23 protein-coding genes and 1 pseudogene are annotated in these 25,152 nt (G+C 71.8%); 11 read left to right on the forward strand and 13 right to left on the reverse strand.

Annotated elements, in window-relative coordinates:
• Positions 1-208, forward strand: a pseudogene (locus FF100_RS32840) (IS5-like element ISMpo5 family transposase); the annotation flags it as partial.
• A 12-nt stretch (positions 209-220) separates the two neighbouring features.
• On the opposite strand, the gene FF100_RS32845 reads toward FF100_RS32840, so the two are convergent.
• On the reverse strand, positions 221-946 hold the full coding sequence (locus tag FF100_RS32845) for a carbonic anhydrase (RefSeq protein ID WP_139040228.1): 726 nt from the start codon (positions 944-946) through the stop codon (positions 221-223).
• Positions 947-1,150: 204 nt separating this feature from the next.
• Between FF100_RS32845 and rpoZ the strand changes: the two genes are divergently transcribed.
• The 4 genes from rpoZ (at position 1,151) to FF100_RS32865 (ending at position 5,700) form a co-directional block, all read left to right on the forward strand.
• Positions 1,151-1,561, forward strand: coding sequence for a DNA-directed RNA polymerase subunit omega (gene rpoZ, locus FF100_RS32850; protein WP_048436834.1), 411 nt, complete (start codon positions 1,151-1,153; stop codon positions 1,559-1,561).
• A 282-nt stretch (positions 1,562-1,843) separates the two neighbouring features.
• Positions 1,844-4,105 carry a RelA/SpoT family protein gene (locus tag FF100_RS32855; RefSeq protein WP_139040229.1) on the forward strand — a complete coding sequence of 754 codons (2,262 nt, stop codon included), beginning with the start codon at positions 1,844-1,846 and terminating at the stop codon, positions 4,103-4,105.
• An 80-nt stretch (positions 4,106-4,185) separates the two neighbouring features.
• Positions 4,186-4,776 carry an orotate phosphoribosyltransferase gene (gene pyrE / locus FF100_RS32860; RefSeq protein WP_139040230.1) on the forward strand — a complete coding sequence of 197 codons (591 nt, stop codon included), beginning with the start codon at positions 4,186-4,188 and terminating at the stop codon, positions 4,774-4,776.
• Positions 4,777-5,022: 246 nt separating this feature from the next.
• A complete protein-coding gene (locus tag FF100_RS32865; protein ID WP_139040231.1) occupies positions 5,023-5,700 on the forward strand; it encodes a LabA-like NYN domain-containing protein in 678 nt (225 codons plus the stop codon).
• Between the two features lie 45 nt (positions 5,701-5,745).
• Here FF100_RS32865 and FF100_RS32870 read toward each other — a convergent pair whose 3' ends face one another.
• From FF100_RS32870 to FF100_RS32885, 4 genes are all read right to left on the reverse strand, one after another.
• Positions 5,746-6,669: an NAD-dependent epimerase/dehydratase family protein gene (locus FF100_RS32870; RefSeq protein WP_139040232.1), complete on the reverse strand. Its 924-nt coding sequence runs from the start codon at positions 6,667-6,669 to the stop codon at positions 5,746-5,748.
• Entirely contained in the window at positions 6,666-7,664 is a 999-nt protein-coding gene (locus tag FF100_RS32875) for an MraY family glycosyltransferase (protein WP_139040233.1), read from the reverse strand. Before FF100_RS32875 ends, FF100_RS32870 begins: the two co-directional genes overlap by 4 nt.
• Positions 7,665-7,733: 69 nt before the next feature.
• Positions 7,734-8,156, reverse strand: a complete 423-nt coding sequence (locus tag FF100_RS32880; RefSeq protein ID WP_139040234.1) for a cupin domain-containing protein — start codon at positions 8,154-8,156, stop codon at positions 7,734-7,736.
• Between the two features lie 232 nt (positions 8,157-8,388).
• On the reverse strand, positions 8,389-10,407 hold the full coding sequence (locus FF100_RS32885; protein WP_139040261.1) for a protein meaA: 2,019 nt from the start codon (positions 10,405-10,407) through the stop codon (positions 8,389-8,391).
• A gap of 196 nt (positions 10,408-10,603) precedes the next feature.
• On the opposite strand from FF100_RS32885, the gene ccrA reads away from it, so the two are divergent.
• The 3 genes from ccrA (at position 10,604) to FF100_RS32900 (ending at position 14,188) form a co-directional block, all read left to right on the forward strand.
• Positions 10,604-11,899, forward strand: coding sequence for a crotonyl-CoA carboxylase/reductase (ccrA, locus tag FF100_RS32890; protein ID WP_139040235.1), 1,296 nt, complete (start codon positions 10,604-10,606; stop codon positions 11,897-11,899).
• Between the two features lie 122 nt (positions 11,900-12,021).
• The gene (gene leuD, locus FF100_RS32895; RefSeq protein ID WP_139040236.1) at positions 12,022-12,624 is read left to right on the forward strand and encodes a 3-isopropylmalate dehydratase small subunit; all 603 of its coding nucleotides are present in this window, start codon (positions 12,022-12,024) and stop codon (positions 12,622-12,624) included.
• 364 nt (positions 12,625-12,988) lie between these two features.
• Positions 12,989-14,188: a lytic murein transglycosylase gene (locus FF100_RS32900; RefSeq protein ID WP_139040237.1), complete on the forward strand. Its 1,200-nt coding sequence runs from the start codon at positions 12,989-12,991 to the stop codon at positions 14,186-14,188.
• Positions 14,189-14,318: 130 nt separating this feature from the next.
• On the opposite strand, the gene FF100_RS32905 is transcribed toward FF100_RS32900, so the two are convergent.
• Both FF100_RS32905 and FF100_RS32910 read right to left on the reverse strand, forming a co-directional pair.
• Positions 14,319-15,413 (reverse strand): L,D-transpeptidase family protein, encoded by a 1,095-nt coding sequence (locus FF100_RS32905; protein WP_139040238.1) that lies wholly within the window; start codon positions 15,411-15,413, stop codon positions 14,319-14,321.
• A gap of 61 nt (positions 15,414-15,474) precedes the next feature.
• The gene (locus tag FF100_RS32910) at positions 15,475-16,398 is read right to left on the reverse strand and encodes an extensin-like domain-containing protein (protein ID WP_246102652.1); all 924 of its coding nucleotides are present in this window, start codon (positions 16,396-16,398) and stop codon (positions 15,475-15,477) included.
• Between the two features lie 140 nt (positions 16,399-16,538).
• Between FF100_RS32910 and FF100_RS32915 the strand changes: the two genes are divergently transcribed.
• On the forward strand, positions 16,539-18,599 hold the full coding sequence (locus FF100_RS32915; protein WP_139040239.1) for a M3 family metallopeptidase: 2,061 nt from the start codon (positions 16,539-16,541) through the stop codon (positions 18,597-18,599).
• A gap of 4 nt (positions 18,600-18,603) precedes the next feature.
• On the opposite strand, the gene FF100_RS32920 is transcribed toward FF100_RS32915, so the two are convergent.
• The 3 genes from FF100_RS32920 to FF100_RS32930 are packed head-to-tail and all read right to left on the reverse strand — an operon-like array spanning position 18,604 to position 21,433.
• Positions 18,604-19,341: an ABC transporter permease gene (locus FF100_RS32920; protein WP_139040240.1), complete on the reverse strand. Its 738-nt coding sequence runs from the start codon at positions 19,339-19,341 to the stop codon at positions 18,604-18,606.
• Positions 19,338-20,498, reverse strand: a complete 1,161-nt coding sequence (locus FF100_RS32925; RefSeq protein ID WP_139040241.1) for an ABC transporter permease subunit — start codon at positions 20,496-20,498, stop codon at positions 19,338-19,340. The genes FF100_RS32920 and FF100_RS32925 overlap by 4 nt, the downstream gene beginning before the upstream one ends.
• Positions 20,495-21,433 (reverse strand): glycine betaine ABC transporter substrate-binding protein, encoded by a 939-nt coding sequence (locus tag FF100_RS32930; protein WP_139040263.1) that lies wholly within the window; start codon positions 21,431-21,433, stop codon positions 20,495-20,497. Before FF100_RS32930 ends, FF100_RS32925 begins: the two co-directional genes overlap by 4 nt.
• A 266-nt stretch (positions 21,434-21,699) precedes the next feature.
• Between FF100_RS32930 and FF100_RS32935 the strand changes: the two genes are divergently transcribed.
• Complete coding sequence (locus tag FF100_RS32935; protein WP_395413666.1) at positions 21,700-22,014, forward strand: response regulator; 315 nt, start codon at positions 21,700-21,702, stop codon at positions 22,012-22,014.
• Positions 22,015-22,140: 126 nt separating this feature from the next.
• On the opposite strand, the gene FF100_RS32940 is transcribed toward FF100_RS32935, so the two are convergent.
• From FF100_RS32940 to rsmI, 3 genes are all read right to left on the reverse strand, one after another.
• Positions 22,141-22,356, reverse strand: coding sequence for a hypothetical protein (locus FF100_RS32940; protein WP_139040242.1), 216 nt, complete (start codon positions 22,354-22,356; stop codon positions 22,141-22,143).
• Positions 22,357-22,443: 87 nt separating this feature from the next.
• Positions 22,444-22,827, reverse strand: a complete 384-nt coding sequence (locus tag FF100_RS32945) for a YraN family protein (RefSeq protein WP_171070430.1) — start codon at positions 22,825-22,827, stop codon at positions 22,444-22,446.
• A complete protein-coding gene (gene rsmI / locus FF100_RS32950; RefSeq protein ID WP_139040244.1) occupies positions 22,811-23,779 on the reverse strand; it encodes a 16S rRNA (cytidine(1402)-2'-O)-methyltransferase in 969 nt (322 codons plus the stop codon). The genes FF100_RS32945 and rsmI overlap by 17 nt, the downstream gene beginning before the upstream one ends.
• Before the next feature lie 164 nt (positions 23,780-23,943).
• On the opposite strand from rsmI, the gene FF100_RS32955 reads away from it, so the two are divergent.
• Positions 23,944-25,152 (forward strand): penicillin-binding protein activator, encoded by a 1,209-nt coding sequence (locus FF100_RS32955; protein ID WP_139040245.1) that lies wholly within the window; start codon positions 23,944-23,946, stop codon positions 25,150-25,152.

The following is a 25,152-nucleotide window of genomic DNA, read 5'->3' on the forward strand; positions in this document are numbered from 1 at the left end:
CTCCACCCGTGAGGCGCAGGCCACGGGCTTCCAGCCGCTGCCGCTGCGCTGGCGGATCGAGGCGACGTTCGGCACGCTCTCGACGCGCTACCGCCGCCTGACCCGCCACTGGGAGCACAGCCCAGCGGCGGCCGAGGACAGCATCAGTATCGCCAATTGCCATAGGCTCATGCAGGCCTATGAGCGGCACCAATACAGCTCTTCATAGTCAAACAGGCTCTCAGCCCTCGTCGAAGAAGTCGACCTCGCCGGTATCGAGGCTGTAGGCCGCCCCGACGATCCGCAGCCGCTTCTCGGCGAGCGGGGTCAGGAGCTCCGGGTCCGAGGCGGTGCGCAGGCGCCGCACCACCCGGCCGACATTCGCCCGCACCGCGTTCTCGACGAGATCGCCGCCCTTGTCGCGCACGCTCAGCACCGCCGGCACGATCGGCTCGATCATCTGGCCGATGGCGCCGGGCAGCACCGTGTTGTTCGTCACCACGTCCACCGCCGCCTCGACGGCGCCGCAGCGGCTGTGGCCCATCACCAGGATCAGCGGCACGCCGAGCTTGGCCACCGCGTACTCGATCGAGCCGAGCGCCGTGGTGTCGACGGTGTTGCCGGCATTGCGCACGATGAACAATTCGCCGAGGCCGCGGCCGAACAGGATCTCGGGCGAGACGCGGGAATCCGAGCAGCTCACCAGGACGCAGAACGGCGTCTGCCCCAGCGCGATCTCGATGCGCCGGTCGCGGCCCTGGACCGCGCGGACCGGGCTGTCGGTCTTGAACAGCCGGTTGCCCTCCTTCATCGCGTCGAGCGCCTGGTCGGGCGTCATGGTGGTGCGCTTCGTCGACGGGGCGGCCGCCAGGGCGAGGCCGGGCGGCATCGCGGCGGTGGCGGCAAGTCCCGCGCCGAGAGCGCAGCCGCAGCCGAGCAGGTGGCGCCGGCTCAGACGGTTTGTCATGGGTCGTCTCCTCAGGCGTGTGCCGCCTCCTGCGCCGCCGATCGGGGACGGGAGCCGGTCGATCGCCTTGTCGTTGTGGATCGCCGATCGCGCAATCATCCGGAAACATTAGGCCGGGCGGCGCAGGTGCTTGTTGCAAAACGGCATCTCGTGTAGGGAGGCCATACCTCCAAGATTTCCGTTTGACCAAGGAAGGGGTCGCGCATGGCTCGCGTCACCGTTGAAGACTGCATCGACAAGGTCGAGAACCGCTTCGAGCTGGTGCTGCTCGCCGGCCACCGGGCCCGCCTGCTCTCCTCCGGCGCGCCCCTCACCATCGACCGCGACCGCGACAAGAACCCGGTCGTGGCCCTGCGCGAGATCGCCGACGAGACCATCACGCCGGACGACCTCAAGGAGCAGCTGATCCACTCGCTGCAGAAATACGTCGAGGTCGACGAGCCGGAGGCCGAGACGGTGCCGCTGCTCTCCAGCTCGCCCGCCGCCGCAGCCGTGGCCCCGCAGGGCTCGGGCGACGGCGACGACATCCAGTTCGACCGGATGAGCGAGGAGGACCTGCTGCGCGGCCTCGAGAATCTCGCGCCCCCGACCGAGACGGAGGAGGAGGGCGACTAGCCCTCCCGAGAGGGCGGGCACGCCTTCCGTCAGAACCCGACGCGAACCGAACCCGGCCGAGAGGCCGGGTTTTTTCGTGACCTTTTTGACCGATCCCCACGGAAGCAGAGCTGCCGCGACGTTTAGGGGCTGGCGCCGCCGCCCGTTCGGCTCGATATTTGAGCCTGGACCTCCACCAGCGTCGTCGGCGTTCAGCGCAACCGGCTCAGATCCGGCACGCCGCGACGCCCCCGCGCCGGCTCCGGCCGGCGCCCAGTCGCGCGCCAAGGAGACCAACGGCGGATGATGCGCCAGTACGAGCTCGTCGAGCGGGTCAAGGCCTACAATCCCGGCGCCGACGAGGGGCTGCTGAACCGGGCCTACGTCTACGCGATGCGGGCGCACGGCACGCAGAAGCGCGCCTCGGGCGATCCCTTCTTCGCCCACCCGCTCGAGGTGGCGGCCATCCTCACCGATCTGCGGCTCGACGACGCCACCATCGTGGCGGCGGTCCTGCACGACACCGTCGAGGACACCGCCGCCACCCTCGACGAGATCAACCGGGTGTTCTCGCCCGAGATCGGCAAGCTGGTCGACGGGCTCACCAAGATCAAGCGCCTCGACCTGGTCTCGAAGCGCGCCGCGCAGGGCGAGAACTTCCGCAAGCTGCTGCTCGCCATCGCGGCGGACGTGCGGGTGCTGCTGGTCAAGCTCGCCGATCGGCTGCACAACATGCGCACCCTGCAGCACATGCCGGCCGAGAAGCGGGCCCGCATCGCCCAGGAGACCCTCGACATCTACGCGCCGCTCGCGAGTCGGATGGGCATGCAGGAATTGCGCGAGGAGCTGGAGGACCTGTCCTTCGTCAACCTCAAGCCCGACGTCTACGCGACGATCAGCAAGCGCCTGTCCGACCTCTCGGCCAAGTCCGAGCGACTGGTCGAGAGCATCGAGCGCGACCTGACGGCGAAGCTCGCCCATGCCGGCATCTCCGCCACCGTCAAGGGACGGCAGAAGCGCCCCTACTCGATCTGGAGCAAGATGGAGCGCAAGTCGGTCGCGTTCGAGCAGCTCTCCGACATCTTCGGCTTCCGGGTCATCGTCGACGAGGTCGATACCTGCTACCGCGCGCTCGGCGTTGTCCACACCACCTGGCCGATGGTGCCGGGCCGCTACAAGGACTACATCTCGACCCCGAAGCAGAACGATTACCGCTCGATCCACACCACCGTGATCGGGCCGAAGAGCCAGCGCGTCGAGCTGCAGATCCGCACCACCGAGATGGACGAGATCGGCGAGTACGGCATCGCCGCCCACGCCCTCTACAAGGACGGCGCGCCGCACCTCGCCACCGAGAGCGGCGCCTACCAGTGGCTGCGCCGCACCATCGAGCTCTTGGCCGAGGGCGACAGCCCGGAGGAGTTCCTGGAGCACACCAAGCTCGAGCTGTTCCAGGACCAGGTCTTCTGCTTTACCCCGAAGGGCCGGCTGATCGCCCTGCCCCGGGGCGCGACCCCGATCGATTTCGCCTATGCGGTCCATACCGACGTCGGCAACACCGCGGTCGGCGCCAAGATCAACGGCCGCATCGCGCCGCTCCTCACCGAGTTGCAGAACGGCGACGAGGTCGAGATCGCCCGGGCCGACGGCCAGATCCCGCCGGCCGCGTGGGAATCCCTGGTCGTCACCGGCAAGGCCCGCGCGGCGATCCGGCGGGCCACCCGCTCGGCGGTGCGCCGGCAATATGCGGGCTTGGGCCGCCAGATCCTCGACCGCGCCTTCGAGCGCGCCGGCAAGAACTTCTCCGACGAGAAGCTGCGCGGCGCCCTCCCCCGCCTCGCCCGCCAATCGACCGAGGACGTGTTCGCCGCGGTCGGCCGGGGCGAGATGTTCTCCGGCGACGTCGTGAAGGCGGTCTATCCCGACTACAAGGACGAGCGCCGCGCCGCCGCGAGCCAGCCCGCGCCGGGCCAGCCCCGTCCGCACGTCAACGGTGCCGGGCGGCTGTCCCTCGACAAGGACCAGACGGTGCGCCTGACCTGGCCGGGCAAGGCGTCGACCAAGGATGGGGCGGCCAAGGACGGGGCCGCCACGGAGGGCACGCCCGACGACGGGGCGATCCCGATCCGCGGCCTCGACCGCGACCTGCTGGTGCGCTTCGCTCCCGACGGCGGCGCGGTGCCGGGCGACCGGATCGTCGGCATCCTCACCCCCGGCGAGGGCGTGACGATCTACCCGATCCAGTCGCCGGCGCTCGCCGCCTTCGATAACGAGCCGGACCGCTGGCTCGACGTGCGCTGGGACGTGGACGGCGCCTCCAATCAGCGCTTCCCGGCGCGGCTCGCCCTGCAATCGATCAACGAGCCCGGCAGCTTCGCCCAGATCGCCCAGGTGATCGCCGACCATGACGGCAACATCGACAACATCTCGATGAAGCGCCGGACCCAGGACTTCACCGACGTGACGATCGACCTCGCGGTCTGGGACCTCAAGCATCTCAACGCCATCGTGTCGGAACTGCGGGCCAAGCGCGTGGTGAGCCGGGTGGATCGCGTGAACGGGTAAACGGGCGGGATTGCGCGCGGGCCGGGGCGCTGCCACAAGCCCCGGCTCAGTGCCGCTCTCGAACGACCACTGAAGGTGCCATGACCCCCGACGACGTCCTCGCCGAATTCCGCTCCGCCGGCGCCCTGCTTGAGGGCCATTTCGTGCTCTCCTCCGGGCTGCACAGCGCGGTCTTCCTGCAGAAAATGGCGATCTTCACCGATCCGGTGCGCACCGCCCGGGTCTGCGCGGCCTTGGCCGAGCGGATCGCGGACCGGTACGGCCGGGTCGATTACGTCGTCTCGCCGGCGATCGGCGGGATCGTCCCGGGCTACGAGACCGCCCGGGCGCTCGGCGCCAAGGCGATCTTCGTCGAGCGCGACCCGGGCAAGCCCTTCGCCCTGCGCCGCGGTTTCCAGATCCCGAAGGGCGCCCGCGCGGTGATGGTCGAGGACATCGTCACCACCGGCCTGTCCTCGCGCGAGTGCCTGGCCGCCCTGACGGAGGAGCCCGGCGAGGTGGTGGGCGCCGCCTGCCTGATCGACCGCTCCGGCGGCAAGGCCGATCTCGGCCTGCCCCTCGTCGCCCTCGTCACCCTCGACATCCCGAACTACCCGGCCGACCAGCTGCCGCCGGAGCTCGCCGCGATTCCCGCCGTGAAGCCCGGCAGCCGGGCCCTGCCGGGCGCCTGATCCCGACGACGCATCGACCTGGGCCTCTCCGAGGGCCTCGAGCTTATTCCCAACGCGCCGCCGTCGTCTCGCTTGACAGGCGCGGCGGCGCGTCCTTAGCTGTAGGAATTGCGGCCGCTGTCCGGTGTGCGGCACCCGCGCTGATTGCCCCCGCCTGAATACTCAGGGGGCAGTGCTTTGCTCGTAGCGGCTTTTCTCGCAAGTGATTCTTTCCGTGCGGCCGTACCGCATGCTCAAGGACCCATAATGGCCAATCCACCCCGCAGCGCCTTGTTTATCGATGGCGCCAATATCTACGCGACCACCAAGGCCCTCGGTTTCGACATCGATTATCGCAAGCTCCTGGCGGATTTCCGGGCGCGCGAGAATCTGGTCCGCGCCTTCTATTATACGGCCCTGGTCGAGGACCAGGAATATTCCTCGATCCGGCCGCTGATCGACTGGCTCGACTACAACGGCTACCGCGTCGTCACCAAGCCGGTGAAGGAGTTCACCGATTCGACGGGCCGGCGCAAGGTCAAGGGCAACATGGACATCGAGCTGACGATCGATGCCATGGAGCTCAGCCCCTATATCGATCACATGGTGCTGTTCTCCGGCGACGGCGACTTCCGGCCGCTGGTGGCGGCGATGCAGCGCCGCGGCGTGCGGGTGACCGTGGTGTCCACGGTGCAGACGCAGCCGCCGATGGTCGCCGACGAGTTGCGCCGCCAGGCCGACGACTTCGTCGACATCGTGCAGCTGATCCCCCGCATCGGCCGCGACCAGGGCGACCGCCCGGGGCGCCAGCCCCGCGCGCCCGGCACTGACGGACCGCGCGACTTCGCCCCCCGCGATGCCGGCGATCGGGCACCGCGCCCGAGCGTGAACCTCGAGAACCGCTACGGTATCCGCCAGCCCGACGAGGACGACGCCGAGGATTGATCCGTTCCGGCGCCCGGTCGCGATCGGGCGCCGGATCGATCCGCCTCAGCCGCCGGCCCGCGCCAGGGCCGCGAGGCCGCTGCGGGTCTCGACCGGCGCCCGCCATCCCATCGCCTCCAGCCCCGCCGCCCGCGCGACCAGGGAGCCGGCGAGGCGCTCGCGCAGCTCGCCCCGTCCGGTGAGGTTCAGGGCCGCGTCGAGGAGCGCGCGCGGCACCGGCAGCAAGCCGGGCCGGCGGCCGAGGCCGGCGCGCAGGGCGCCGATCATCTCGGGCACGCTCATCGGGTCGGCTTCGCTGACGATCAGGGGACGGCGCAGGGAGCCGGGTGCCCGCAGCACCGCATCGATCGCATCGCTCAAGGATTCGACCGAGACCAGGGAGCGCCGCCCGGAGAGCCCCGCGAGGGGAAGCGGGTACGGTGTTCCCGCAAGCCGCATCAGCGCCGCCATGTTGCCCTTCTGGCCCGGACCGTAGACCAGCACCGGCCGCAACGCGGCGTAGTCGACATCAATGCCGGCCAACGCCTCCTCGGCGGCGAGCTTCGAGCGGCCATAGGCGTCGGTCGGGGCCGGAGCATCAGCTTCGGTCAGAAGGCCGGGGGCGGAGGGTCCGGACTGGGCCCGGATCGAGGACAGGAACACGAAGCGGCGCACCCGGGCGCGGGCCGCCGCCTGGGCGAGCCCGCGCGTCGCCTCAGTGTTGAAGCTGCGGTAATCGTCCTCCGGCGCCCCGGACATCGCGTGGGCGAGCCCGGCCGAGTGCACGACCGCGTCGGCGCCGGAGAGCGCCGCCGCCATGTTCTGCGGCCGGGCGAGGTCGCCGACCACCGCGCCGCTGATGCCCGGCGGCAGCTCCACCGGGCGGCGCAGCAGCACCCGCACCCGGTAGCCCCGGGCGGTGAGCGCCGTCAGCAGGTGGCGGCCGATGAAGCCGGTCGAGCCGGTGAGGGCGACGAGGGGAGCAGTCATGCGGCTTTGGTCCTGGCGGCGGGCAGGGAGAAGAGCCGGAGCAGCCCGGCGACGAGCGCCGCGCCGAGCGCAAGCGCGGCGAGCGACATCGCCCAGCCCGGCGCCGCCAGCGTCGCGGTGGCAAGGAGCCCCAGGGCGAGGTTGACGATGAACACCGCCCCGACGACGAACGGCACCGAGCGGCCGTTGGTGGTGGCGCGCTGGTAGAAATGGCTGCGATGCGCCTGCCAGACCGTCTCGCCGGCCAGCGCCCGGCGTCCGAGGGTGAGGGTCGCATCCGCGAGGAAATAGAGCGGCAGCAGGATCGCGGCGGCGAGCCCCCCTTCCCCGGCGAGCCGGTAGAGCAGCCAGGCGACGACGAGGCCGATGGGCAGGGAGCCGACATCGCCGAGGAAGAGTGTCGCCACCGGCCGGTTGAACGGCGCAAAGCCGAGGAGACCGCCGAGGAGCGCCGCCGCGACCAGGGTTGCGGCTCCGGGCAGGTGGCCGGCGAGGCCGAAGGCCAGGAGAGCGCCGAGCACGGGCACCATCTCGGCCACCGTCATCCAGTCGAGCCCATCCATGAAGTTCGTGAGGTTGACGAACCACAGCCCGGCCAGCACCGCGAGGCCGCGCTCCAGCCAGAGCGGCAGACCGGGGACGAGCTGCCCGCCGGCGGCCGAGAGCACCAGCACCACCGCCGCCGCCTGGAGCGGAAGGCGCAGCGCGACCGGGAGCGGCCGGATGTCGTCGATGGCGCCGACCACGGCGAGGACGACGGCGCCGATCGCGACCGCACCGATCTCGCCCCCCGGCACCCCGCCCAGCCCGACCACCGCCGCGAGGGCCGCGGCGATCACCGCGATGCCGCCGCCCTGCGGGGTCGGGACCCGGTGGCTCGACCGGGCATTCGGCCGCGCCAGGGCGTAGCGCTGGAGGAGCGGGCGCAGGGCGACGATCAGGCCGGCCGACAGGGCCGCGGCGACAGGAACGGCGACGAGAGGAGGAAGCGGCATGCAGCGGAGTATGGGCGAGGATGGGAGCCCACCCCTACCCCACCGCTCCGCCGGCAGCCAGACGTCGCCTCACGCCGGCGAGGCGAGCGGCTTGCCCTTCTCGACGATGTAGGTGCTGACGAGGCGCACCGGCTTCGGCCCGCTCTTGGCCCCGCCATGGGCGATTCCCGGCGGCACCTGGAAACCGTCGCCGGCCTTGAGCACCCGGGTCGGCTGACCCTCGATCGGCAGCTCGATCTCGCCCTCGACGACGTAGCCCGATTCGATCCCCGGATGGGTGTGGCGGCCGACCAGCACGCCGGGCTCGATCTCGACCTCGGCGGTGATGGTGACGTAGCCGGGTGCCGGCCCCTCGGTCTGGCCCAGCATCTTGCGCTTCACCCCCGGCGTGGCGGCCGGCGGCGACTGGGCGCCCGCGTCGGTGGCGAGAAAGCCGGTCAGGGTGCAGATCGCGCACGAGGCGAACCCCGCGAAACCGCGGCGTGTCAGCATGGTGCTCCTCCCGTGGTCGCGCTCTGTTGGATCGGCGCGGTGAGGGGAGTGTGCGCGCGTCGACAGGACAGTCAAGGGAGGGGGATAGACTGGAGCTTGCCTGGACGGGCACGGATCCCAGCATGTCGCAACGATCACCGAACCGACAGGTCATCCCGGGCTCCGCTGCGCGGCCCCGGGATGACCGGGAGGGTCTGAACTCGGTCGCGGGAGCCCGGGCGGGCGTCCTCCCTCAGAACACCTCTTCCCGCCGCGGCGCCGCCTCCTCCGCCTCGCGCCGGGCGATCGACCGCTCGACCACCTTGGCGAGGCCGACCATGATCGTGTCGAGGGCGTAGTCCTTCGGGGTGTAGATCGCGGCGACGCCCATGTTCTTCAGAACCAGCTCGTCCTCGGGCGAGATGATGCCGCCGACCACGACCGGGATGTGGTCGAGGCCTTCCTGGCGCAGGCGCGAGCGGACCTCGCGCACCAGAGGCACGTGCGAGCCGGAGAGGATCGACAGGCCGATGATGTGGGCGTTGCGCTCGCGGGCCTTGGCGACGATCTCGGCCGGGGTCTGGCGGATGCCGTCATAGGTCACGTCGAAGCCGACGTCGCGGGCGCGGAGCGCGATCTGCTCGGCGCCGTTCGAGTGGCCGTCGAGGCCGGGCTTGCCGACGACCAGCTTCGGCGCCTCGCCGAGCCGCTCGCCGAGATCGGCGACGAGGAGCCGCGCCTCCTCGGCCGCCCCCGAGGTGACGGTTTCCGGCGTCACGCCGGTCGGTGCCCGGTACTCGCCGAAGACCTGGCGCAGGCGCTCGCCCCACTCGCCGGTGGTGACCCCGGCCTTGGCGCAGGCGATCGAGGCCGGCATCACGTTGCGGCCCTCGCGCGCCGCCGCCTCCAGCTCGTCGAGCGCCGACGCGACCGCGGCGCCATCGCGCTGGGCACGCCAGGCCTTGATGCGGCCTTGCGCCTCCATCTCGACGGTCTCCGAGACGGTGAAGATCGCGCCGTCGCCGGCGGTCAGCGGCGAGGGCTCGCCGTTCTGGAACTTGTTGACGCCGACCACGACCTGCTCGCCGCGCTCGATCGCCGCGATGCGCCGGGCGTTCGATTCGACCAGCGCCCGCTTCATCGCCCCGGTCTCGATCGCCGCGACGGCCCCGCCGAGCGCCCCGATCCGGGCCAGCTCGGCCCGGGTCTCGGCCTTCAGGGCCTCGACCTTGGCGTCCATGACGACCGAGCCGTCGAAGATGTCGTCGTATTCGAGGAGATCGGTCTCGAAGGCGAGGATCTGCTGCATCCGCATCGACCATTGCTGGTCCCAGGGGCGCGGCAGGCCGAGCGCCTCGTTCCAGGCCGGCAGCTGCACCGCCCGGGCGCGGGCGCGCTTCGACAGGGTGACGGCCAGCATCTCGATCAGGATGCGGTGGACATTGTTCTCCGGCTGCTGCTCGGTGAGGCCGAGCGAGTTCACCTGCACGCCGTAGCGGAAGATGCGCTTCCGCGGGTCGTCGATGCCGTAGCGGTCACGGGTGATCTCGTCCCAGAGATCGCAGAACGCCCGCATCTTGCAGATCTCGGTGACGAAGCGCAGGCCCGCATTGACGAAGAACGAGATCCGCCCGACCACGTCGGCGAAGCTCGCCTCGTCGAAATCGGGATCGTCCCGCACCGTGTCGAGGACGGCGATGGCCACCGCGAGGGCGTAGGACAGCTCCTGGACCGGCGTCGCCCCCGCCTCCTGCAGGTGGTAGGAGCAGACGTTCATCGGGTTCCATTTCGGAACCTGGCTCGTCGTGAACAGGATCACGTCCTTGGTGAGCCGCAGGGACGGGCCCGGCGGGAACACGTAGGTGCCCCGCGACAGGTACTCCTTGATGATGTCGTTCTGGGTCGTGCCCTGGAGGGCCGAGAACGGCGCCCCCTGCTCCTCGGCCACCGCGAGATAGAGCGCCAGCAGCCAGGGGGCCGTGGCGTTGATGGTCATCGAGGTGTTCATCTGCGACAGCGGGATGTCCTGGAACAGGGTCCGCATGTCGCCGAGATGCGCGATCGAGACGCCGACCTTGCCGACCTCGCCGCGGGCGAGCTCGTGGTCCGGGTCGTAGCCGGTCTGGGTCGGCAGGTCGAAGGCGACCGACAGGCCGGTCTGCCCCTTGGCGAGGTTGCCGCGATACAGCGCGTTCGATTCCGCCGCCGTGGAATGGCCCGCATAGGTGCGGATGATCCACGGCTTGTCACGCTTGACCTCCGGCTCGCCCATTCCACCCTCGCCCTCGTTGCCCGGCCGGGTGGGCGCGTCGCCCACCGATGGCCGGATGCTAGCGGTGCCCGGATTAACCGTCACCCATGACCTAAGGCCGACAAGTCGGCCTGCGTCGCCTAAAGGGCTATTGGACGCCCCCTGGAACGACGCTAGAATCCACGGTGCAGTGCAATATTTCAAGGGAGGGTCCGCGATGGCTGCGAGCGCCGCGCTGGAGCCGGTGGCGAAGGGTGGGTCCGAGTTGAAGGACCTGTATGAGATCGGCGAAATTCCGCCGCTCGGCCACGTCCCGGCGAAAATGTATGCCTGGGCCATCCGGCGCGAACGCCATGGCCCCCCGGAGACCTCGATGCAGATCGAGGTTCTGCCGACCTGGTCGATCGGCGACGACGAGGTGCTCGTCCTCGTCATGGCTGCCGGCGTGAACTACAACGGCGTCTGGGCCGGCCTCGGAGAGCCGATCTCGCCGTTCGACGTCCACAAGGCCGATTTCCACGTCGCCGGATCGGATGCCTCGGGCATCGTCTGGGCGGTCGGCGCCAAGGTGAAGCGCTGGAAGGTCGGCGACGAGGTCATCGTCCACTGCAACCAGGACGATGGCGACGACGAGGAGTGCAACGGCGGCGACCCGATGTTCTCGCCGACCCAGCGCATCTGGGGCTACGAGACTCCGGACGGCTCGTTCGGCCAGTTCTGCCGGGTGCAGTCGCGCCAGCTGATGCACCGGCCCAAGCACCTGACCTGGGAGGAGAGCGCCTGTTACACGCTGACGCTCGCCACCGCCTACCGGATGCTGTTCGGCCACGCGCCGCACACGATCAAGCCGGGCCAGAACGTCCTGATCTGGGGCGCCTCGGGCGGCCTCGGGGTGTTCGGCGTGCAGCTCTGCGCGGCGGCCGGCGCCAACGCCATCGCGGTCATCTCCGACGAGTCGAAGCGCGACTACGTCATGAGCCTGGGCGCCAAGGGCGTCATCAACCGCAAGGACTTCAACTGCTGGGGCCAGCTGCCGAAGGTGAACTCGCCCGAGTTCAACGAGTGGACCAAGGAGGCCCGCAAGTTCGGCAAGGCGATCTGGGACATCACCGGCAAGGGCAACGACGTCGACATCGTGTTCGAGCACCCGGGCGAGGCGACCTTCCCGGTCTCGGCGCTGGTGGTGAAGCGCGGCGGCATGGTGGTGTTCTGCGCCGGCACGACCGGCTTCAACATCACCTTCGATGCCCGCTACGTCTGGATGCGGCAGAAGCGCATCCAGGGGTCGCACTTCGCCCACCTGAAGCAGGCCGCCTCCGCCAACCAGTTCGTGATCGACCGCCGGGTCGATCCGTGCATGAGCGAGCTGTTCCCCTGGGACAAGATCCCCGAGGCCCACACCAAGATGTGGAAGAACCAGCACGCGCCCGGCAACATGGCGGTGCTGGTGAACTCGCCGCGCGCAGGTCTGCGCACCTTCGACGACGTGCTGGAGCTGTCGGGATCGCGCTGACGCCGCGTCGCTCCCGCTGACGCGGCTTGCGCTTCCCGCCGCATCGGCGAGTTGCTAGAACACCTCCGAACTGGCGCCGCGCGGGTTCCCCTCGCGCGGCGCGCATCGCGGACGAAGACACAATGGACAAATTCACCGTTCTGGAGGGCGTCGCGGCGCCGCTGCCGATCGTCAACGTCGACACCGACCGCATCATCCCCAAGCAGTACCTCAAGACGATCAAGCGCACCGGCCTCGGCAAGGGCCTGTTCTCCGAGATGCGCTACCGCGACGACGGCTCGGAGAATCCCGATTTCGTCCTCAACCAGCCGGCCTACCGCAACGCCAAGATCCTGGTGGCGGGCGACAATTTCGGCTGCGGCTCGTCGCGCGAGCACGCCCCGTGGGCACTCGCCGATTTCGGCATCCGCTGCATCATCTCGACCAGCTTCGCCGACATCTTCTTCAACAACAGCGCCAAGAACGGCATCCTGCTGATCACGGTGTCCCCGGAGGATCTCGAGAAGCTGCTCGACGACGCGAATCGCGGCGCCAACGCCACGCTGACGATCGACCTCGAGAACCAGCTCATCAAGGGGCCGGACGGCGGCACGCTGCACTTCGACATCGATCCCGCCCGCAAGCACAACCTGCTCAACGGGCTCGACGATATCGGCCTGACCCTCGAGAAGGCATCGACGATCGACGCCTACGAGACGAAGCTCGCCGAGCGGCCCTGGGCCTGACGCCGCCGCTCTCAAGCATCGCCCGTTCCCGTTGCGAGCGGACGATGCTTTCCATCGTCGAACAGGGCGCATCGTCTGCGACGAACCGCAACCCGCTTCGTCGCACCATGTCCTAGATGGCCGGCCCATTGTTTGACGCGGGCTGGGCTGGCCGGCTGTTCTTCGAGGCCTCCGGCGCGCTCTTCTCCAACGGCTGAGCCGTCGAGCGCACGACCATGAGCAAGATCTGCATCACAATTTCAGGAAACTCCTTCCTGCCGACGGTCCGGCCGGGGCGTCGCGGCGCGGAGCGGCAGGGATTCCTTAACCCTGATGCCGCCCTATTCGGATGCTTAGACCGGCGAAACGGGAGAGATTTCTGCTCATGACGCGGCGCGCGACCCTCAAGGCCGCCACCCTGCTCTGCCTCGCCGGCCTCGGCCTGCCGCAGGCGGCGCTGGCGGATTTCCGCTCCTGCCTGGCCGGGATCGGCCAGGACGCGGCGGCGGCCGGCGTGTCTCCGGCGGCGTTCCAGGCCGCCACGGCCGGGATCAGCTTCGACGACAAGGTGATCGAGCTGTCCCAGGCCCAGCCCGAGTTCAAGACCCCGATCTGGGACTACATGGCCGCCCTCGTCGACGACGAGCGGGTCGATGACGGCCGCGCGGCCATGCGCCAGCATGCCAGCGCCCTCGCCCAGGCCGAGGCGCGCTACGGCGTCGACCGCTACACCATCGCGGCGGTGTGGGGGGTCGAATCGAATTTCGGCAAGAACCTCGGCAAGATGCCGCTGGTCCAGTCCCTCGCGACGCTCGCCTGCGGCGGCACCCGCCGGCGCGAGTTCTTCCGCAGTGAGCTGATCGCCACCCTGAAGATCATCGACCGCGGCGACATCGCGCCCGAGCGCCTCACCGGGTCCTGGGCCGGCGCCTTCGGCCAGACCCAGTTCATGCCGACCACCTACCAGCGCCTCGCGGTCGACCTCGACGGCGACGGGCGACGCGACGTGGTCGATTCGGTGCCCGACGCGGTCGGCTCCACCGCCAACTTCCTGCGCGTCGCCAAGTGGCATAACGGCCAGCCGTGGGGCTACGAGGTGCGGCTGCCGCCGGGCTTCAACGTCTCGGCGGCCGGGCGCAAGAACAAGAAGCCGGTGGCGCACTGGGCGTCGCTCGGGGTCACCCGGCTCGACGGGCGGCCGCTCTCCGGCGAGGGGCCGGTCGGCATCATGGCGCCCGCCGGCGCCGGCGGCCCGGCCTTCGTGGTGACGAAGAACTTCGACGCGATCTACTCCTACAACGCCGCCGAATCGTATGGCCTCGCCATCGCGGTGCTGTCGGACCGCCTGCGCGGCAAAACCGGCATCCAGGCCGCCTGGCCGACCGACGACCCGCCCCTGTCGCGGGCCGAGCGCCGCAGCCTGCAGAGCGCGCTCGCCGCCCGCGGCTACGACGTCGGCGAGCCGGACGGCAAGGTCGGCTCCAAGACCCGCGAGGCGATCAAGGACATCGAGCGGCGGCTCGGCATGCCGCAGACTGGGCGGCCGGGTGCGAAGGTCCTGGAAGCGCTGCTGCGCGGCAATTGAGGAGCCGGCCGGTCCGCACCGGCTCCGCCACCGTCTCCCGGGTTCCGCGGCGCGGCTCCCGGGATGACGGGCGGGCTGTCTTGCGGGCTGTCTTGGCGCTCGGGAGCCTATCGGACGGGCGACGCCCGGTTCACTTCCCGAAATCGACCTTCGCCCCCTTCTCGACATGCTTGGCGAGGTCGCGGGCGTCCCAGTTGGTGAGCCGGACGCAGCCATGCGACTCGGTCTTGCCGACCTTCTCCGGCTCCGGGGTACCGTGGATGCCGTAGCCGTCGTTACCCGAAAGGTCGATCCACACCACGCCGACCGGGTTGTTCGGGCCGGGCTTGATGGTGAACTTGCGCTTCGTCTCGACGCCTTTGAAGTCGTATTTCGGATTGTAGGTGTAGTTCGGGTCGAAGGCGACGCCCTCGACCTTGAGCACGCCGCTCGGTGCCGGCTTCTCCTCGCTGCCGATCGAGGCGGGATAGAGGTGCAGCAAGGTCCCGTCCTCGCCATAGGCGCGGACCTGGAGCGCGTCCTTGTCGACCTCGATGCGGCTGACCTTCGGGGTCTGCGGCAGCTCCTTGGCGGGGATGCGCCCGGTCTCCAGCGGCGGCACCGCCGCCACCGTGATGGCCGTGCCGGCCTTGTCGAGCGGCGTGTCGGGGTTCAGCGCCTCGAGCAGTCCCTTGCTCATGTGGAAGCGCTCGGCCAGCATCTCGGCGGGCGAGGCGTAGGACAACGCCTTCAGGTCGGCCTGATCCTCCATCTTCGCCGGGATCTTGTCGGCGTAGGGGCCTTCCACGTCCTGCTCGGTCAGGGTGTACCGCGTCACCGCCGGGTCCTGGCTCGTGCCCGACAGCGCCTGCCAGAGCGGCGCGTCGAGCCGCCCGGAGAAGGTCTGGCCCTTGGCGCTGGCGAAGCCCTTGAGCGCACCGCGCAGGTTGTCGCCGTCGCGCCCGTCGATGGCGCCGGGGGAGAAACCGGCCCGGTCGAGGAGGACCTGCACCCGGATGGTGAGGGGGTCGGGGCGCTTCTCGGCGGTCCGTTTGTCCTCCGCCGGCTTGCCGGACCTTCCGGCGGATTCCTTGCCGTCCGCCGGCTTGCCGCCCGGGTCCGACGTTCCGGCGGCGAATTGTGCCTGGTTGATCGCCTCCGCCGTCAACGGGACCTCGGCGGCCCCGGCCGTGCCCGACAATCCCATCATCAACAGAGCCGTGCCGAGCCTCGCCGCCCTTCGCATCCGCGTATCTCCCGCTGTCTCGCAAGGCCTAAAAGCCGCGGATGCCGTGTCCCGTTCCCGCTCACTGGCAGAGGCGGTGACCCGCCGGGCGCTCGCGCTCGTCGAGGTGGAGATGGTTGGCGTGGGCAGCGTCGGAGCCGGGGCCGAGCACCGTGCGGAAGAAGCCGCAGGCCCGTGCCCTGATTGCGGCCTCGAAGGCCGCCTCGGGCGTGCCCTCCCGTGTCGTGCCGACGGCGATCGGCGCCCTCCCGTCGAACGCAAAGCCCATCACGTCGACCCCGTTGGCATAGGAATGCTCGCTGAGCTTGGCGCTCGGATCGTGATTCTGGCCGCGGCACTCGTAGGAGCCGCCGATCTGGAATCTTTGCGGCGCCTTGCCGAGGCTGCGCTCGGCGATCACCCGCACTTCGGTGCTCCAGCGGACGAGAGCCTCGGCGGCGGTGCAGGTGAGGGTCGCGGCGGGCGCCAGCCCGACGCCGTCCGGCAATTCGGTCACCCGCAGGGGCTTGGCCGCCCCGCACATCCCGTCCGCGAGGGCCGCCACCGGCTCGGCCTTGGCGCCGAGGCGCTCGAGCCGGCGCAGGCAGGCGGTGTCGTCGGGCACGCTCGTGGCCGGCGTGAGCGCCGGCCCGGAGGGGATGTCGGCGGGCCGCTCGGGCGGCAGCGGCGCCGGGTCCGGCACGGGCGCGGGGGTCTCCGTCGCGGTCGTCCTCGGCGCCCGGCCGTCGGGGCCGGTCTCCTTGACCGCCGGCTCCTTGACCGCCGGCTCCTTGACCGCCGGCTCCTTGGCTGACGGCTCCTTGGCCGACGGTTCCTGCGTCGCCGGGGCCTTGGCGTCGTCGGGCCGGGGCGGCGGCAGCGGCACCTGCTCGACCGGAACCCGGCTGAGGGGCGCGGCGACGGGCGATTGTGCGGCGGCCGGGGCCGCGGCAAGACCCGTCACCAGCACCGCGCCGAGGCACCGGCCCACGATCATCCTCGGCATCACGCACCCTCCCCTGACCCGCCCTTCAACGGGCGTCCAAGCGTGACCGTTCCCAGCCTCGGCCCCCCTGCGACCGGCCTTCGCTTGCGCCGCCCGCGCCAAGGGCTATCGTCGCCCGCCACATGAACGAGAGGACCAGCATGCGCGGCGTCACGGCGGAGCACGAGCCCAACCCCTTCTCCGAGCCGGCCTGGACCACGCCGCACGGGCTGCCGCCCTTCGAGCGCATCGCGCCCGCGCATTACGAGCCGGCCTTCGAGCGGGCCCTGACCCAGCACGTCGCCGAGATCGAGGCGATCGCCGGCAACCCGGAGCCGCCGACCTTCGCCAACACGATCGAGGCGCTGGAGCGCTCGGGGCAATCGCTGCGCCGGGTCTCCTCGACCTTCTTCAACCTCACCGGCAGCCACACCAACCCGAAGCTGCAGGCGGTGGAGCGGGCGGTGGCGCCGCGGCTCGCCCGCCACGGCAGCGCGATCTACCTCAACCCGGACCTGTGGGCGCGGGTCGCCGCCGTGGGCGAGGACGGCCTGTCGGACGAGGAGAAGCGGGTGCGCGAGCGCTACCGCCTGCGCTTCCGCCGCGCCGGGGCCGAGCTCGACGCCGAGGCCAAGGAGCGCATGGCCGCCATCGCGGCGCGGCTCGCCGAGCTCGGGACCCAGTTCAGCCAGAACCTGCTCGCCGACGAGAGCGCCTTCACGCTGGAGCTCGACGGCGAGGAGGACCTGGCAGGCCTGCCGCCCTTCCTGCGGGCCGCGGCGGCCCAGGCCGCCGAGGAGCGCGGGCTGACGTGCCGCCATGTCATCACCCTGTCGCGCTCGCTGATCGAGCCGTTCCTGGTCTTCTCGACCCGGCGCGACCTGCGCGAGCGTGCCTACGCCGCTTGGATCCGCCGCGGCGAGAACGGGGCCGAGACCGACAACCGGGCGATCATCACCGAGACGCTGCGCCTGCGCGCCGAGCGGGCCCGCCTCCTCGGCTATCCGAGCTACGCCGCCTACCGCCTCGACGACACGATGGCGGGCAGCGCCGAGGCCGCGGTCGGGCTCCTGGAGGAGGTCTGGGCGCCGGCGCGCCGGCGCGCCGAAGGCGAGCGCGACCGGCTCCAGGCGCTCGCCCGCGAGGACGGCCAGACCGCCCCCCTGGCGCCGTGGGACTGGCGCCACTACGCCGAGCGCCTGCGCCGGCGCGAGCACGCCCTCGACGAGGGCGAGATCAAGCCGTACCTGTCGCTCGAGGGCATGATCCAGGCCGCCTTCGACACCGCGCACCGTCTGTTCGGCCTCTCCTTCTCCGAACTCCGGGACGTGCCGCGCTACCACCCCGAGGTGCGGGCCTGGGAGGTCGCCGACCGCGACGGGCGGCTGGTCGGCCTGTTCCTCGGCGATTACTTCGCCCGGGCGAGCAAGCGGTCGGGCGCCTGGATGAGCGGCTTCCGCTCGCAGGAGCGCCTGACCGGCGCGGTCACGCCGATCATCGTCAACGTGATGAACTTCGCCAAGGGCGGCGAGGGCGAGCCGGCGCTCCTGTCCTTCGACGATGCCCGCACGCTGTTCCACGAATTCGGCCACGCCCTGCACGGCCTGCTCTCGAACGTCACCTACCCGATCCTCGCCGGCACCGCGGTGGCGGGCGACTTCGTCGAGCTGCCGTCCCAGCTCTACGAGCACTGGCTCGAGCAGCCCGAGGTGCTGCGGTCGCATGCCCGCCACTACCGCACCGGCGAACCGATGCCCGAGGACCTGCTGCGCCGGCTGCTCGCCGCCCGCACCTTCAACCAGGGCTTCGCCACGGTGGAGTACACCGCCTCGGCCATCGTCGACCTCGACCTGCACCTCTCGGGGGAGGCCGAAGCCGGCATCGACCCCCTCGCCTTCGAGGCCGCCTCGCTGGCGCGCATCGGCATGCCGGCGGAGATCGCGATGCGGCACCGCACCCCGCATTTCCAGCACATCTTCGCCGGCGAGGGATATGCGGCGGGCTATTACAGCTACCTCTGGTCCGAGGTGCTGGACGCCGACGCCTTCGACGCCTTCCGGGAGGCCGGCAACATCTTCGACCCGGCGACCGCCGAGCGCCTGCGCACCTACGTCTACGGCGCCGGCAACCTGCGCGATGCGCGCAGCGCCTACACGGCGTTCCGCGGCCGGCTGCCGAGCACCGCACCGCTCCTGCGCAAGCGGGGGCTGGCGGCGGCGTAGGGCGTCACGGCCGCAGCCATCGACCGATCCCCGCCGCTGCCGCGAGCCACGCGGCATCGGCCAGGAAGGCGAGCGCGGCCGCTGCGGCGGCGCCCTGGACCAGCGCCAGGGTGTTCTGGTTCTGCAGCCCGACGACGATCGGTGTGCCGAGGGTCTGGGCGCCGGCAAGCGCCCCGATCGCCGCGGTCGCCACCGCCAGCACCAGCACCACCCGCAGGGCCTCGAGGATCGGCCCGGCGGCGAGCGGCAGTTCCACCCGCAGCAGGATCTGCGCTGGGGTGAGTCCGAGCGCAGTCGCCGCCCGGCGTACGTCGTCGGGCACGGTGGCGAGCGCGCCGACGGTGCCGCGCATCGCCGGCATCAGCCCGTAGGCGGCGAGCGCCAGCAGGATCGGCGGTGCGCCGAAACCGAGCACCGGCAGGGCCAGCGCCACGATCACCACCGGCGGCGCGGCCTGGGCGGCCGTGGCCAGGGTGTCGAGGGCGGCGCGCACCGGCGCCCCGGCGGCCCGGGTCGCCAGGATGCCGAGGGCGAGGCCGGCCCCGCTCGCGAGGGCGAATCCGGTGAGCGCCAGGACGAGATGCTGGCGGGCGAGCCAGGCGAGGCGCCCGGCCGGGACCGGCGTTCCGGCGTGCAGGCCCAATGCCCGGACGAGGAATCCGGCGACCTCCGGCAGGCTGAGCACGGCGAGGCCGAGGCTGAGGAGGAGCGGCGCTAGGGCGCCGAGGCGGGCGCGGCTCATGCCGGATCTCCCAGGGTCCGCGGGCCGCCGAGGAGGGCGAGCCCGGCATCGATGGCGAGCGCCAGGCCGATCACCGGCAGCGCCCCGAGCAGGATCAGGTCCTGGGCGAACTGCGCCATGCCCTCGAACACCACCGCCCCGAGCCCGCCGGCCCCGACGAGGCCGCCGAGCGTCGCAAACCCGATGCTCTGCACCGCCGCGACCCGCAGGGCGCCGATCAGCACCGGGGCTCCAAGCGGCAGGCGCACGCGCAGCAGGACCTGGCGCGGCGTGAGGCCCATCGCCCGGGCGGCGGCGAGCACGTCTGGATCCGCCGCCGCGAGGCCGGCGGCGAGGCCGCGCACCAGCGGGAGGGCGAGATAGGCAGCGGTGCCGATCACCGCCGGGGTGGGCCCGATCGCCGCCAGCCCCACGCTCCGCAACGCCGGCACCCACGCGAGCACGGCCGACAGGCCCGCCACCAGGGCGGCGAACAGGGCGAGCGCCGGCACCACCTGCACGCCGTTGAGAAGCCCGTCGGCGAGGCGCGAGGCGGGTCCGCCGCGCAGGCGCAGGAGCGCCAGCGGCCCCGAGACGGCGAGGGCGAGCGCCAGCGACGCCCCGGCAAGGCCGAGATGCTGCAGGACGGCGGCCCCCAGCGCTGCCGCCCGCGCCCGGTACTCGACGGCGAGCGACAGGGCGTCGAGGAGGCCGGCCCAGGCGGTGAGGACCGCGAGCCCGATCAGGAGCAGCGCGGCGACGAGCCCGCCGCGCCGCGGCAGCAGCGCGCGGGCGGAGTCCGCGACGAGGCCCGCCACGGCGAGGCCGGCGAGCCAGGCCCCCGCCCCGAGGGCGGCACGGGCGGCCGGCGGCCGTCCGGCGATCAGGTCGGCCGCGCCATGCCCGGCCGCGAGGAGCAGCGCGATCCAGGCGGCGAGCGAGGCGGCAAGCGCGATCCGGGCGCGCCCGGGACGCCCCGGCCACGCCAGGAGCCCGGCGGCGAGCCCCGCCAGGACACCGGCCGCGGCGCCGGACAGGCCGCAGCCGACGGGGCTCCCAGGCACCAGGCGGTTCGGCGCCAGGGTGAGGAACGGCAATCCGGCGAGGCCCGCAATCGCCAGGACGGCGAGGACAGGCGCGAGCCAGGCGGCAGGCCGGGTCGTCGGGAGGGCCGTCATTGTGGGAGCGATCCGAGGTAGCGGCGGGCGACCGCCTCGGGCGTGTCGCCGTCCACGGCGATCTGCGCGTTCAGCCGGCGCAGGACCGGCAGGTCCAGGCCGGCGAACAGCCGGTCGAGGGCGGGCCCGATCTCCGGGTAGCGGGCGAGCACCGCGCTGCGGATCAGGGGGGCTGGTTCGTAGACGATCTGCGCCCCGGCGGGATCCCTCATCACCACCACGTCGAGGGCGGCGATCGCCCCGTCGGTGCCGTAGACCATGCCGGCATTGACCCCGCTGATCCCCTGCGCCGCCGCCCGCAGGGTGACGGCGGTGTCGCCGCCCGGCAGCATGATGATCCGTTCCCGCGGCATCGTGAAATCGTAGGCCTGCTCGAAGGACGGCAGGGCGGCGGGGCTCTCGACGAACTCGGCGGAGGCGGCGAGCTCGATCAGGCCGCGACGGACCGCACCGGCGAAATCCGCCATCGTGGCGAGGCGCTCGGCCCGGGCCAGGACGCCCTGCACGGCGATCTGCCAGGTGTTGTTGGCCGGCGCCGGCTTCAGCCAGGTAAGGCCGTTCGCGGCGTCGAAGGTCCTCGCCGCCGCGTAGGCGCTCTCGGCCCGGCGCCAGACCGGATCGGCATCCGTGCCGGAGAAGAAGGCGGCGTTGCCGGTATATTCGGGATAGGCGTCGATCTCGCCGGAGGTCAGCGCCGTGCGCACGATGCGGGTTGGGCCGAGCTGGAGCCGGGCCGTCACCGGCACGCCGAGCCGCTGCAAGGTCATCACGATCAGGTGGCCGAGGAGGATGCCCTCGCCGTCGCTCTTCGAGGCCACGACGACCGGCCGGTCGGCCCGGGCGGCGGTGGAGGCCCCCCAGATCGCCGCCGCCCCGCCCCATGCCAGCAGGAGGCGCCGATTCAAGGGGCGGGGAGTATCCCGCCGCCGCTGCATCGCGTCCCAGGTCCGTACGCTTGACATGACTGCCTTTCCGGGCGACGGCTCACCGGCGCGGGCCTCGTCTGCCGGCGCGGACCCGCCTGGGTTGCGGGTGGATGGATCCCCTGGCGGCCTCGCGGTTCCCGCGGCGACAGGGACGGTTCGGTGGGGCCTCTGTGCGGGGCGTTGAGGGAAAGAACTCCGGCGTGGGCACGGAAACAAGCGAAGACCTCCTGAACGGTGCCCGCGTCCTCGTGGTGGAGGACGAAGCGGCGATCTCGATGCTGCTGGAGGACATGCTTCTCGATTTCGGCTGCGAGGTCGTGGGTCCGGCGGCCCGCCTGAGCAAGGCGCTCGAGATGGCCGAGACCGAGAGCTTCGTGGTCGCGATCCTGGACGTCAACGTCGCCGGCGAGCCGATCTACCCCGTTGCCGAGGCGATCGTGCGCCGCGGCCTGCCGCTTGTCTTTTCCACCGGCTATGGCGGCGCCGGCATCCGCGAGCCGTTCCGCGACCGCCCGGTGGTGCAGAAGCCGTTCAGCCAGCAGGATCTCAAGCGCACGCTGATCGCCGCGATCGCGGCTGCGGCGGGCTGAGTTCGCGCCGAGATCGACACCGTCGTTGCGGGGCCGCGCAGCGGAGCCCGGAACGACCCGAAGGGGCATCAATCCCGGCCGAGACATCGCGCGGGCCGTGGGACGGGCGCCCGCGAGCGACGGGCCTCAGCGCATCGGCTGGACACCCGCTCCGATCGCGCGCCGCTCGGCCGGGTCGTGCCGCTCGGCGGCATCCTGCGCCTCGACGCGGCGCTTGAACGCACCCCAGGCCATCAGCGTGCAGCCGCAGCCGTCGCACTGGATCAGGGCGTCGTCGTTCAGCTCGGCCGGAAGGCGAACTGCCGGAGAACCGCAGGACTCGCATCCGAAACCGCTGCGCATCTCGTGACCCCCTCGCCCGCGACGACGTGATGCCGGCAAGCTTAGCCATGCTGCGCTGCACGCAAGATGAACGGAATCCCCGGAACCCTACGCATCCAGCTCGAAAGCCGAGACGACGTGCCGGGGCCAGCGCCCCGGCGCCACGAACACCGCGTCGGCCCGCAGGGTCAGGCCGGCGCTCCAGGGCGAGCGGGCGATCCAGGCCCTCACGGCGCGGGAGAACAGCCGGCGCTTGCGCGCATCGATGGCGATCCGTGCCTCCTCCAGGGTCGGCCGGGCCTTGACCTCGACGAAGGCCACGACGCTGCCGCGGCGCACGATCAGGTCGATCTCGCCGCCGCCGACCGACACGCGCCAGGCGAGCGGCCGGTAGCCCTTGAGCAGCAGGGCGAGGGCCGCCAGCAGCTCGGCCCGGCGCCCGCGCACGAAGGTGAGCCGGCGCCGGCGCGCCGCCTCAGGCGTCGCCGGCATCGTCGGTGCGGCGGGCGAGAACCAGGGCGCGGGCATAGACCTCGCGCCGTTTCAGGCCGGTCTCGTCGGCGACGAGCGAGGCGGCGTCCTTGATCGAGTGGCGAGCGAGCGCGGTCTCGAGGCGGGCATCGAGGTCGGCATCGTGCTCCGGCCCGGGCGCGTCCTCGGGGGCGGTGCCGATCACCACCACCACCTCGCCCTTCGGCGGGCCCGAGGCGGCGTATTCGGCGGCCAGCGCCGCGAGGTCGCCGCGGCGCACGGTCTCGAACAGCTTGGTCAGCTCGCGCGCGACCGCGGCAGGCCGGGTGCCGCCCAGCACCTCGGCGGCATCCGCCAGCATCTCGGGGAGGCGGTGCGGCGCCTCGAACAGGACCAAGGTGCCGGGCACGGCGGCGAGGGTCGCGAGGCGGCTGCGCCGGGCGCCGCTCTTCTGCGGCAGGAAGCCCTCGAAGAAGAACCGGTCGGTCGGCAGGCCGGCGGCGACGAGGGCCGTGATGGCGGCCGAGGGGCCGGGAATCGGCGTCACCGCGAGGCCGGCCTCGATCGCCGCCTGGACCAGCTTGAAGCCGGGATCGGAGACCAGAGGCGTACCGGCATCCGACACGAGGGCCAGGGCCTCGCCGCCCTGCATGCGGGCGATCATGCGCTCGCGCACCCCCTCCCCCGAATGCTCGTGATAGGCGAGAAGCGGCGTGGTGATGCCGTAATGGGCGAGCAGCGTGCGGGTGACCCGGGTGTCCTCGGCCAGCACCGCGTCGGCGGCGGCCAGCGTCGAGAGCGCCCGGAAGGTCACGTCCTTCAGGTTGCCGATCGGGGTCGCCACCACGTGCAGGCCCGGGGCCAGAGGCTCGGCCTCGGCGGCGAGGCCGAAGGCGGTGTAGACCGCCGGGCCCCGTCCGGTCGCGGACCGGTCCGGGGGACGGCGGCGGGGATCGTCGCTGCGCTGGGTCATCGGCGCGACTCTGCCACGACGCCCTGCCCTCGCGCCATCGCGGCGTAGGCATGAGCCGTCGTTTACTTTTCCTCGGCAGACTTTATGCACCGGGCATGCATGTTGCTCGTCGGTTGCCGTGGCTGATTCGCGGCACGGCATCGGCGGGAGCGGGGGAGCGGGCGATGGGGGGCATCGGCCTCGACACTCTGGGGCGTCTCGGACGCGGCGCGCTCACGCTCGCCGCACTCCTGACCGTCGGTGCCTGCGGCGGGGTCGACAGCCCGGTCGTCGCCACCCGCACCGCGCCGGTCGAGGCGCCGGCGGTCCCGGCCGCCGACGGGACGAGCCTCGGGGCCGGCAGCGTCAAGGTCGCCCTGATCCTGCCTCTCTCCGGGCCCGGCGCCGCCATCGGTGCCGGCTTGCGCAACGCCGCCGAGCTGGCGCTTTCCGAATCCCAGAGTCCCGATCTGAAGATCCTGGTCAAGGACGACCGCAGCACGCCCGACGGTGCGCGCGAGGCGGCGGCGGCGGCCCTGGCGGAAGGGGCGGAACTCGTGATCGGCCCGCTCTTCGCCGCCACCGTGCAATCGGCTGCGGCCACGGCACGGCCGGCCGGCAAGCCGGTGATCGCCTTCTCGACCGATGCCAGCGTGGCGGCGCGCGGCGTCTACCTGCTCAGCTTCCTGCCCCAGCCCGAGGTCGACCGGATCATCGACCAGACCACGGCGGCGGGGCGACGCTCCTTCGTGGCGCTGATCCCGGACACGACCTATGGCAGCGTCGTCGAGGCACAGTTCCGCGAGGCGGCGGCCCGCCGCGGCGCCCGGGTGGTGGCGATCGAACGCTATCCCGCCGGCAATCCGGGACCGGCGGTCGGGCGCATCGCCTCCCTGGTCGCCGGCCCGGCGCCGCAGGCCGACGCGCTGTTCCTGCCCGACACGCCGGAGGGCCTCGCCGCGGCCGGCGCCGCGCTCACCCGCGCGGGCTTCAACCCGGCCCGGGTCAAGCCGGTCGGCACCGCCCTGTGGAACGATCCGCGGGTCTTCGCCCTGCCGGCCTTCCAGGGTGGCTGGTTCGCCGCCGCCGACCCCGCCGGGTTCGCCGGCTTCAGCCAGCGCTACCGGGCCCGGTTCGGCGGCGATCCGGTGCGGGTCGCCACGCTCGCCTACGACGCCGTGTCCCTCGCCGCGGCGCTCAACCGCCAATACGGGTCGCAGCGCTACGCCGACACGACGCTCACCAACCCGTCGGGCTTCGCCGGGATCGACGGCACCTTCCGGTTCCGCCCGGAGGGCACCAGCGACCGCACCCTCGCGGTGTTCGAGATTCGCGGCGGCGGCACGACGATCGCCAGCCCGGCGCCGCGGGCGCTCGGGCCGTCGGGAACCTGA

It is taken from the genome of Methylobacterium terricola, assembly GCF_006151805.1.
Lineage (GTDB): Bacteria > Pseudomonadota > Alphaproteobacteria > Rhizobiales > Beijerinckiaceae > Methylobacterium > Methylobacterium terricola.

Coding starts and splice junctions, on each gene's coding strand:
- FF100_RS32845 (WP_139040228.1), bottom strand. CDS start 946: ATGACAAACCGTCTGAGCCGGCGCCACCTGCTCGGCTGCGGCTGCGCT.
- rpoZ (WP_048436834.1), top strand. CDS start 1,151: ATGGCTCGCGTCACCGTTGAAGACTGCATCGACAAGGTCGAGAACCGC.
- FF100_RS32855 (WP_139040229.1), top strand. CDS start 1,844: ATGATGCGCCAGTACGAGCTCGTCGAGCGGGTCAAGGCCTACAATCCC.
- pyrE (WP_139040230.1), top strand. CDS start 4,186: ATGACCCCCGACGACGTCCTCGCCGAATTCCGCTCCGCCGGCGCCCTG.
- FF100_RS32865 (WP_139040231.1), top strand. CDS start 5,023: ATGGCCAATCCACCCCGCAGCGCCTTGTTTATCGATGGCGCCAATATC.
- FF100_RS32870 (WP_139040232.1), bottom strand. CDS start 6,669: ATGACTGCTCCCCTCGTCGCCCTCACCGGCTCGACCGGCTTCATCGGC.
- FF100_RS32875 (WP_139040233.1), bottom strand. CDS start 7,664: ATGCCGCTTCCTCCTCTCGTCGCCGTTCCTGTCGCCGCGGCCCTGTCG.
- FF100_RS32880 (WP_139040234.1), bottom strand. CDS start 8,156: ATGCTGACACGCCGCGGTTTCGCGGGGTTCGCCTCGTGCGCGATCTGC.
- FF100_RS32885 (WP_139040261.1), bottom strand. CDS start 10,407: ATGGGCGAGCCGGAGGTCAAGCGTGACAAGCCGTGGATCATCCGCACC.
- ccrA (WP_139040235.1), top strand. CDS start 10,604: ATGGCTGCGAGCGCCGCGCTGGAGCCGGTGGCGAAGGGTGGGTCCGAG.
- leuD (WP_139040236.1), top strand. CDS start 12,022: ATGGACAAATTCACCGTTCTGGAGGGCGTCGCGGCGCCGCTGCCGATC.
- FF100_RS32900 (WP_139040237.1), top strand. CDS start 12,989: ATGACGCGGCGCGCGACCCTCAAGGCCGCCACCCTGCTCTGCCTCGCC.
- FF100_RS32905 (WP_139040238.1), bottom strand. CDS start 15,413: ATGCGAAGGGCGGCGAGGCTCGGCACGGCTCTGTTGATGATGGGATTG.
- FF100_RS32910 (WP_246102652.1), bottom strand. CDS start 16,398: ATGCCGAGGATGATCGTGGGCCGGTGCCTCGGCGCGGTGCTGGTGACG.
- FF100_RS32915 (WP_139040239.1), top strand. CDS start 16,539: ATGCGCGGCGTCACGGCGGAGCACGAGCCCAACCCCTTCTCCGAGCCG.
- FF100_RS32920 (WP_139040240.1), bottom strand. CDS start 19,341: ATGAGCCGCGCCCGCCTCGGCGCCCTAGCGCCGCTCCTCCTCAGCCTC.
- FF100_RS32925 (WP_139040241.1), bottom strand. CDS start 20,498: ATGACGGCCCTCCCGACGACCCGGCCTGCCGCCTGGCTCGCGCCTGTC.
- FF100_RS32930 (WP_139040263.1), bottom strand. CDS start 21,433: ATGCAGCGGCGGCGGGATACTCCCCGCCCCTTGAATCGGCGCCTCCTG.
- FF100_RS32935 (WP_395413666.1), top strand. CDS start 21,700: ATGCTGCTGGAGGACATGCTTCTCGATTTCGGCTGCGAGGTCGTGGGT.
- FF100_RS32940 (WP_139040242.1), bottom strand. CDS start 22,356: ATGCGCAGCGGTTTCGGATGCGAGTCCTGCGGTTCTCCGGCAGTTCGC.
- FF100_RS32945 (WP_171070430.1), bottom strand. CDS start 22,827: ATGCCGGCGACGCCTGAGGCGGCGCGCCGGCGCCGGCTCACCTTCGTG.
- rsmI (WP_139040244.1), bottom strand. CDS start 23,779: ATGACCCAGCGCAGCGACGATCCCCGCCGCCGTCCCCCGGACCGGTCC.
- FF100_RS32955 (WP_139040245.1), top strand. CDS start 23,944: ATGGGGGGCATCGGCCTCGACACTCTGGGGCGTCTCGGACGCGGCGCG.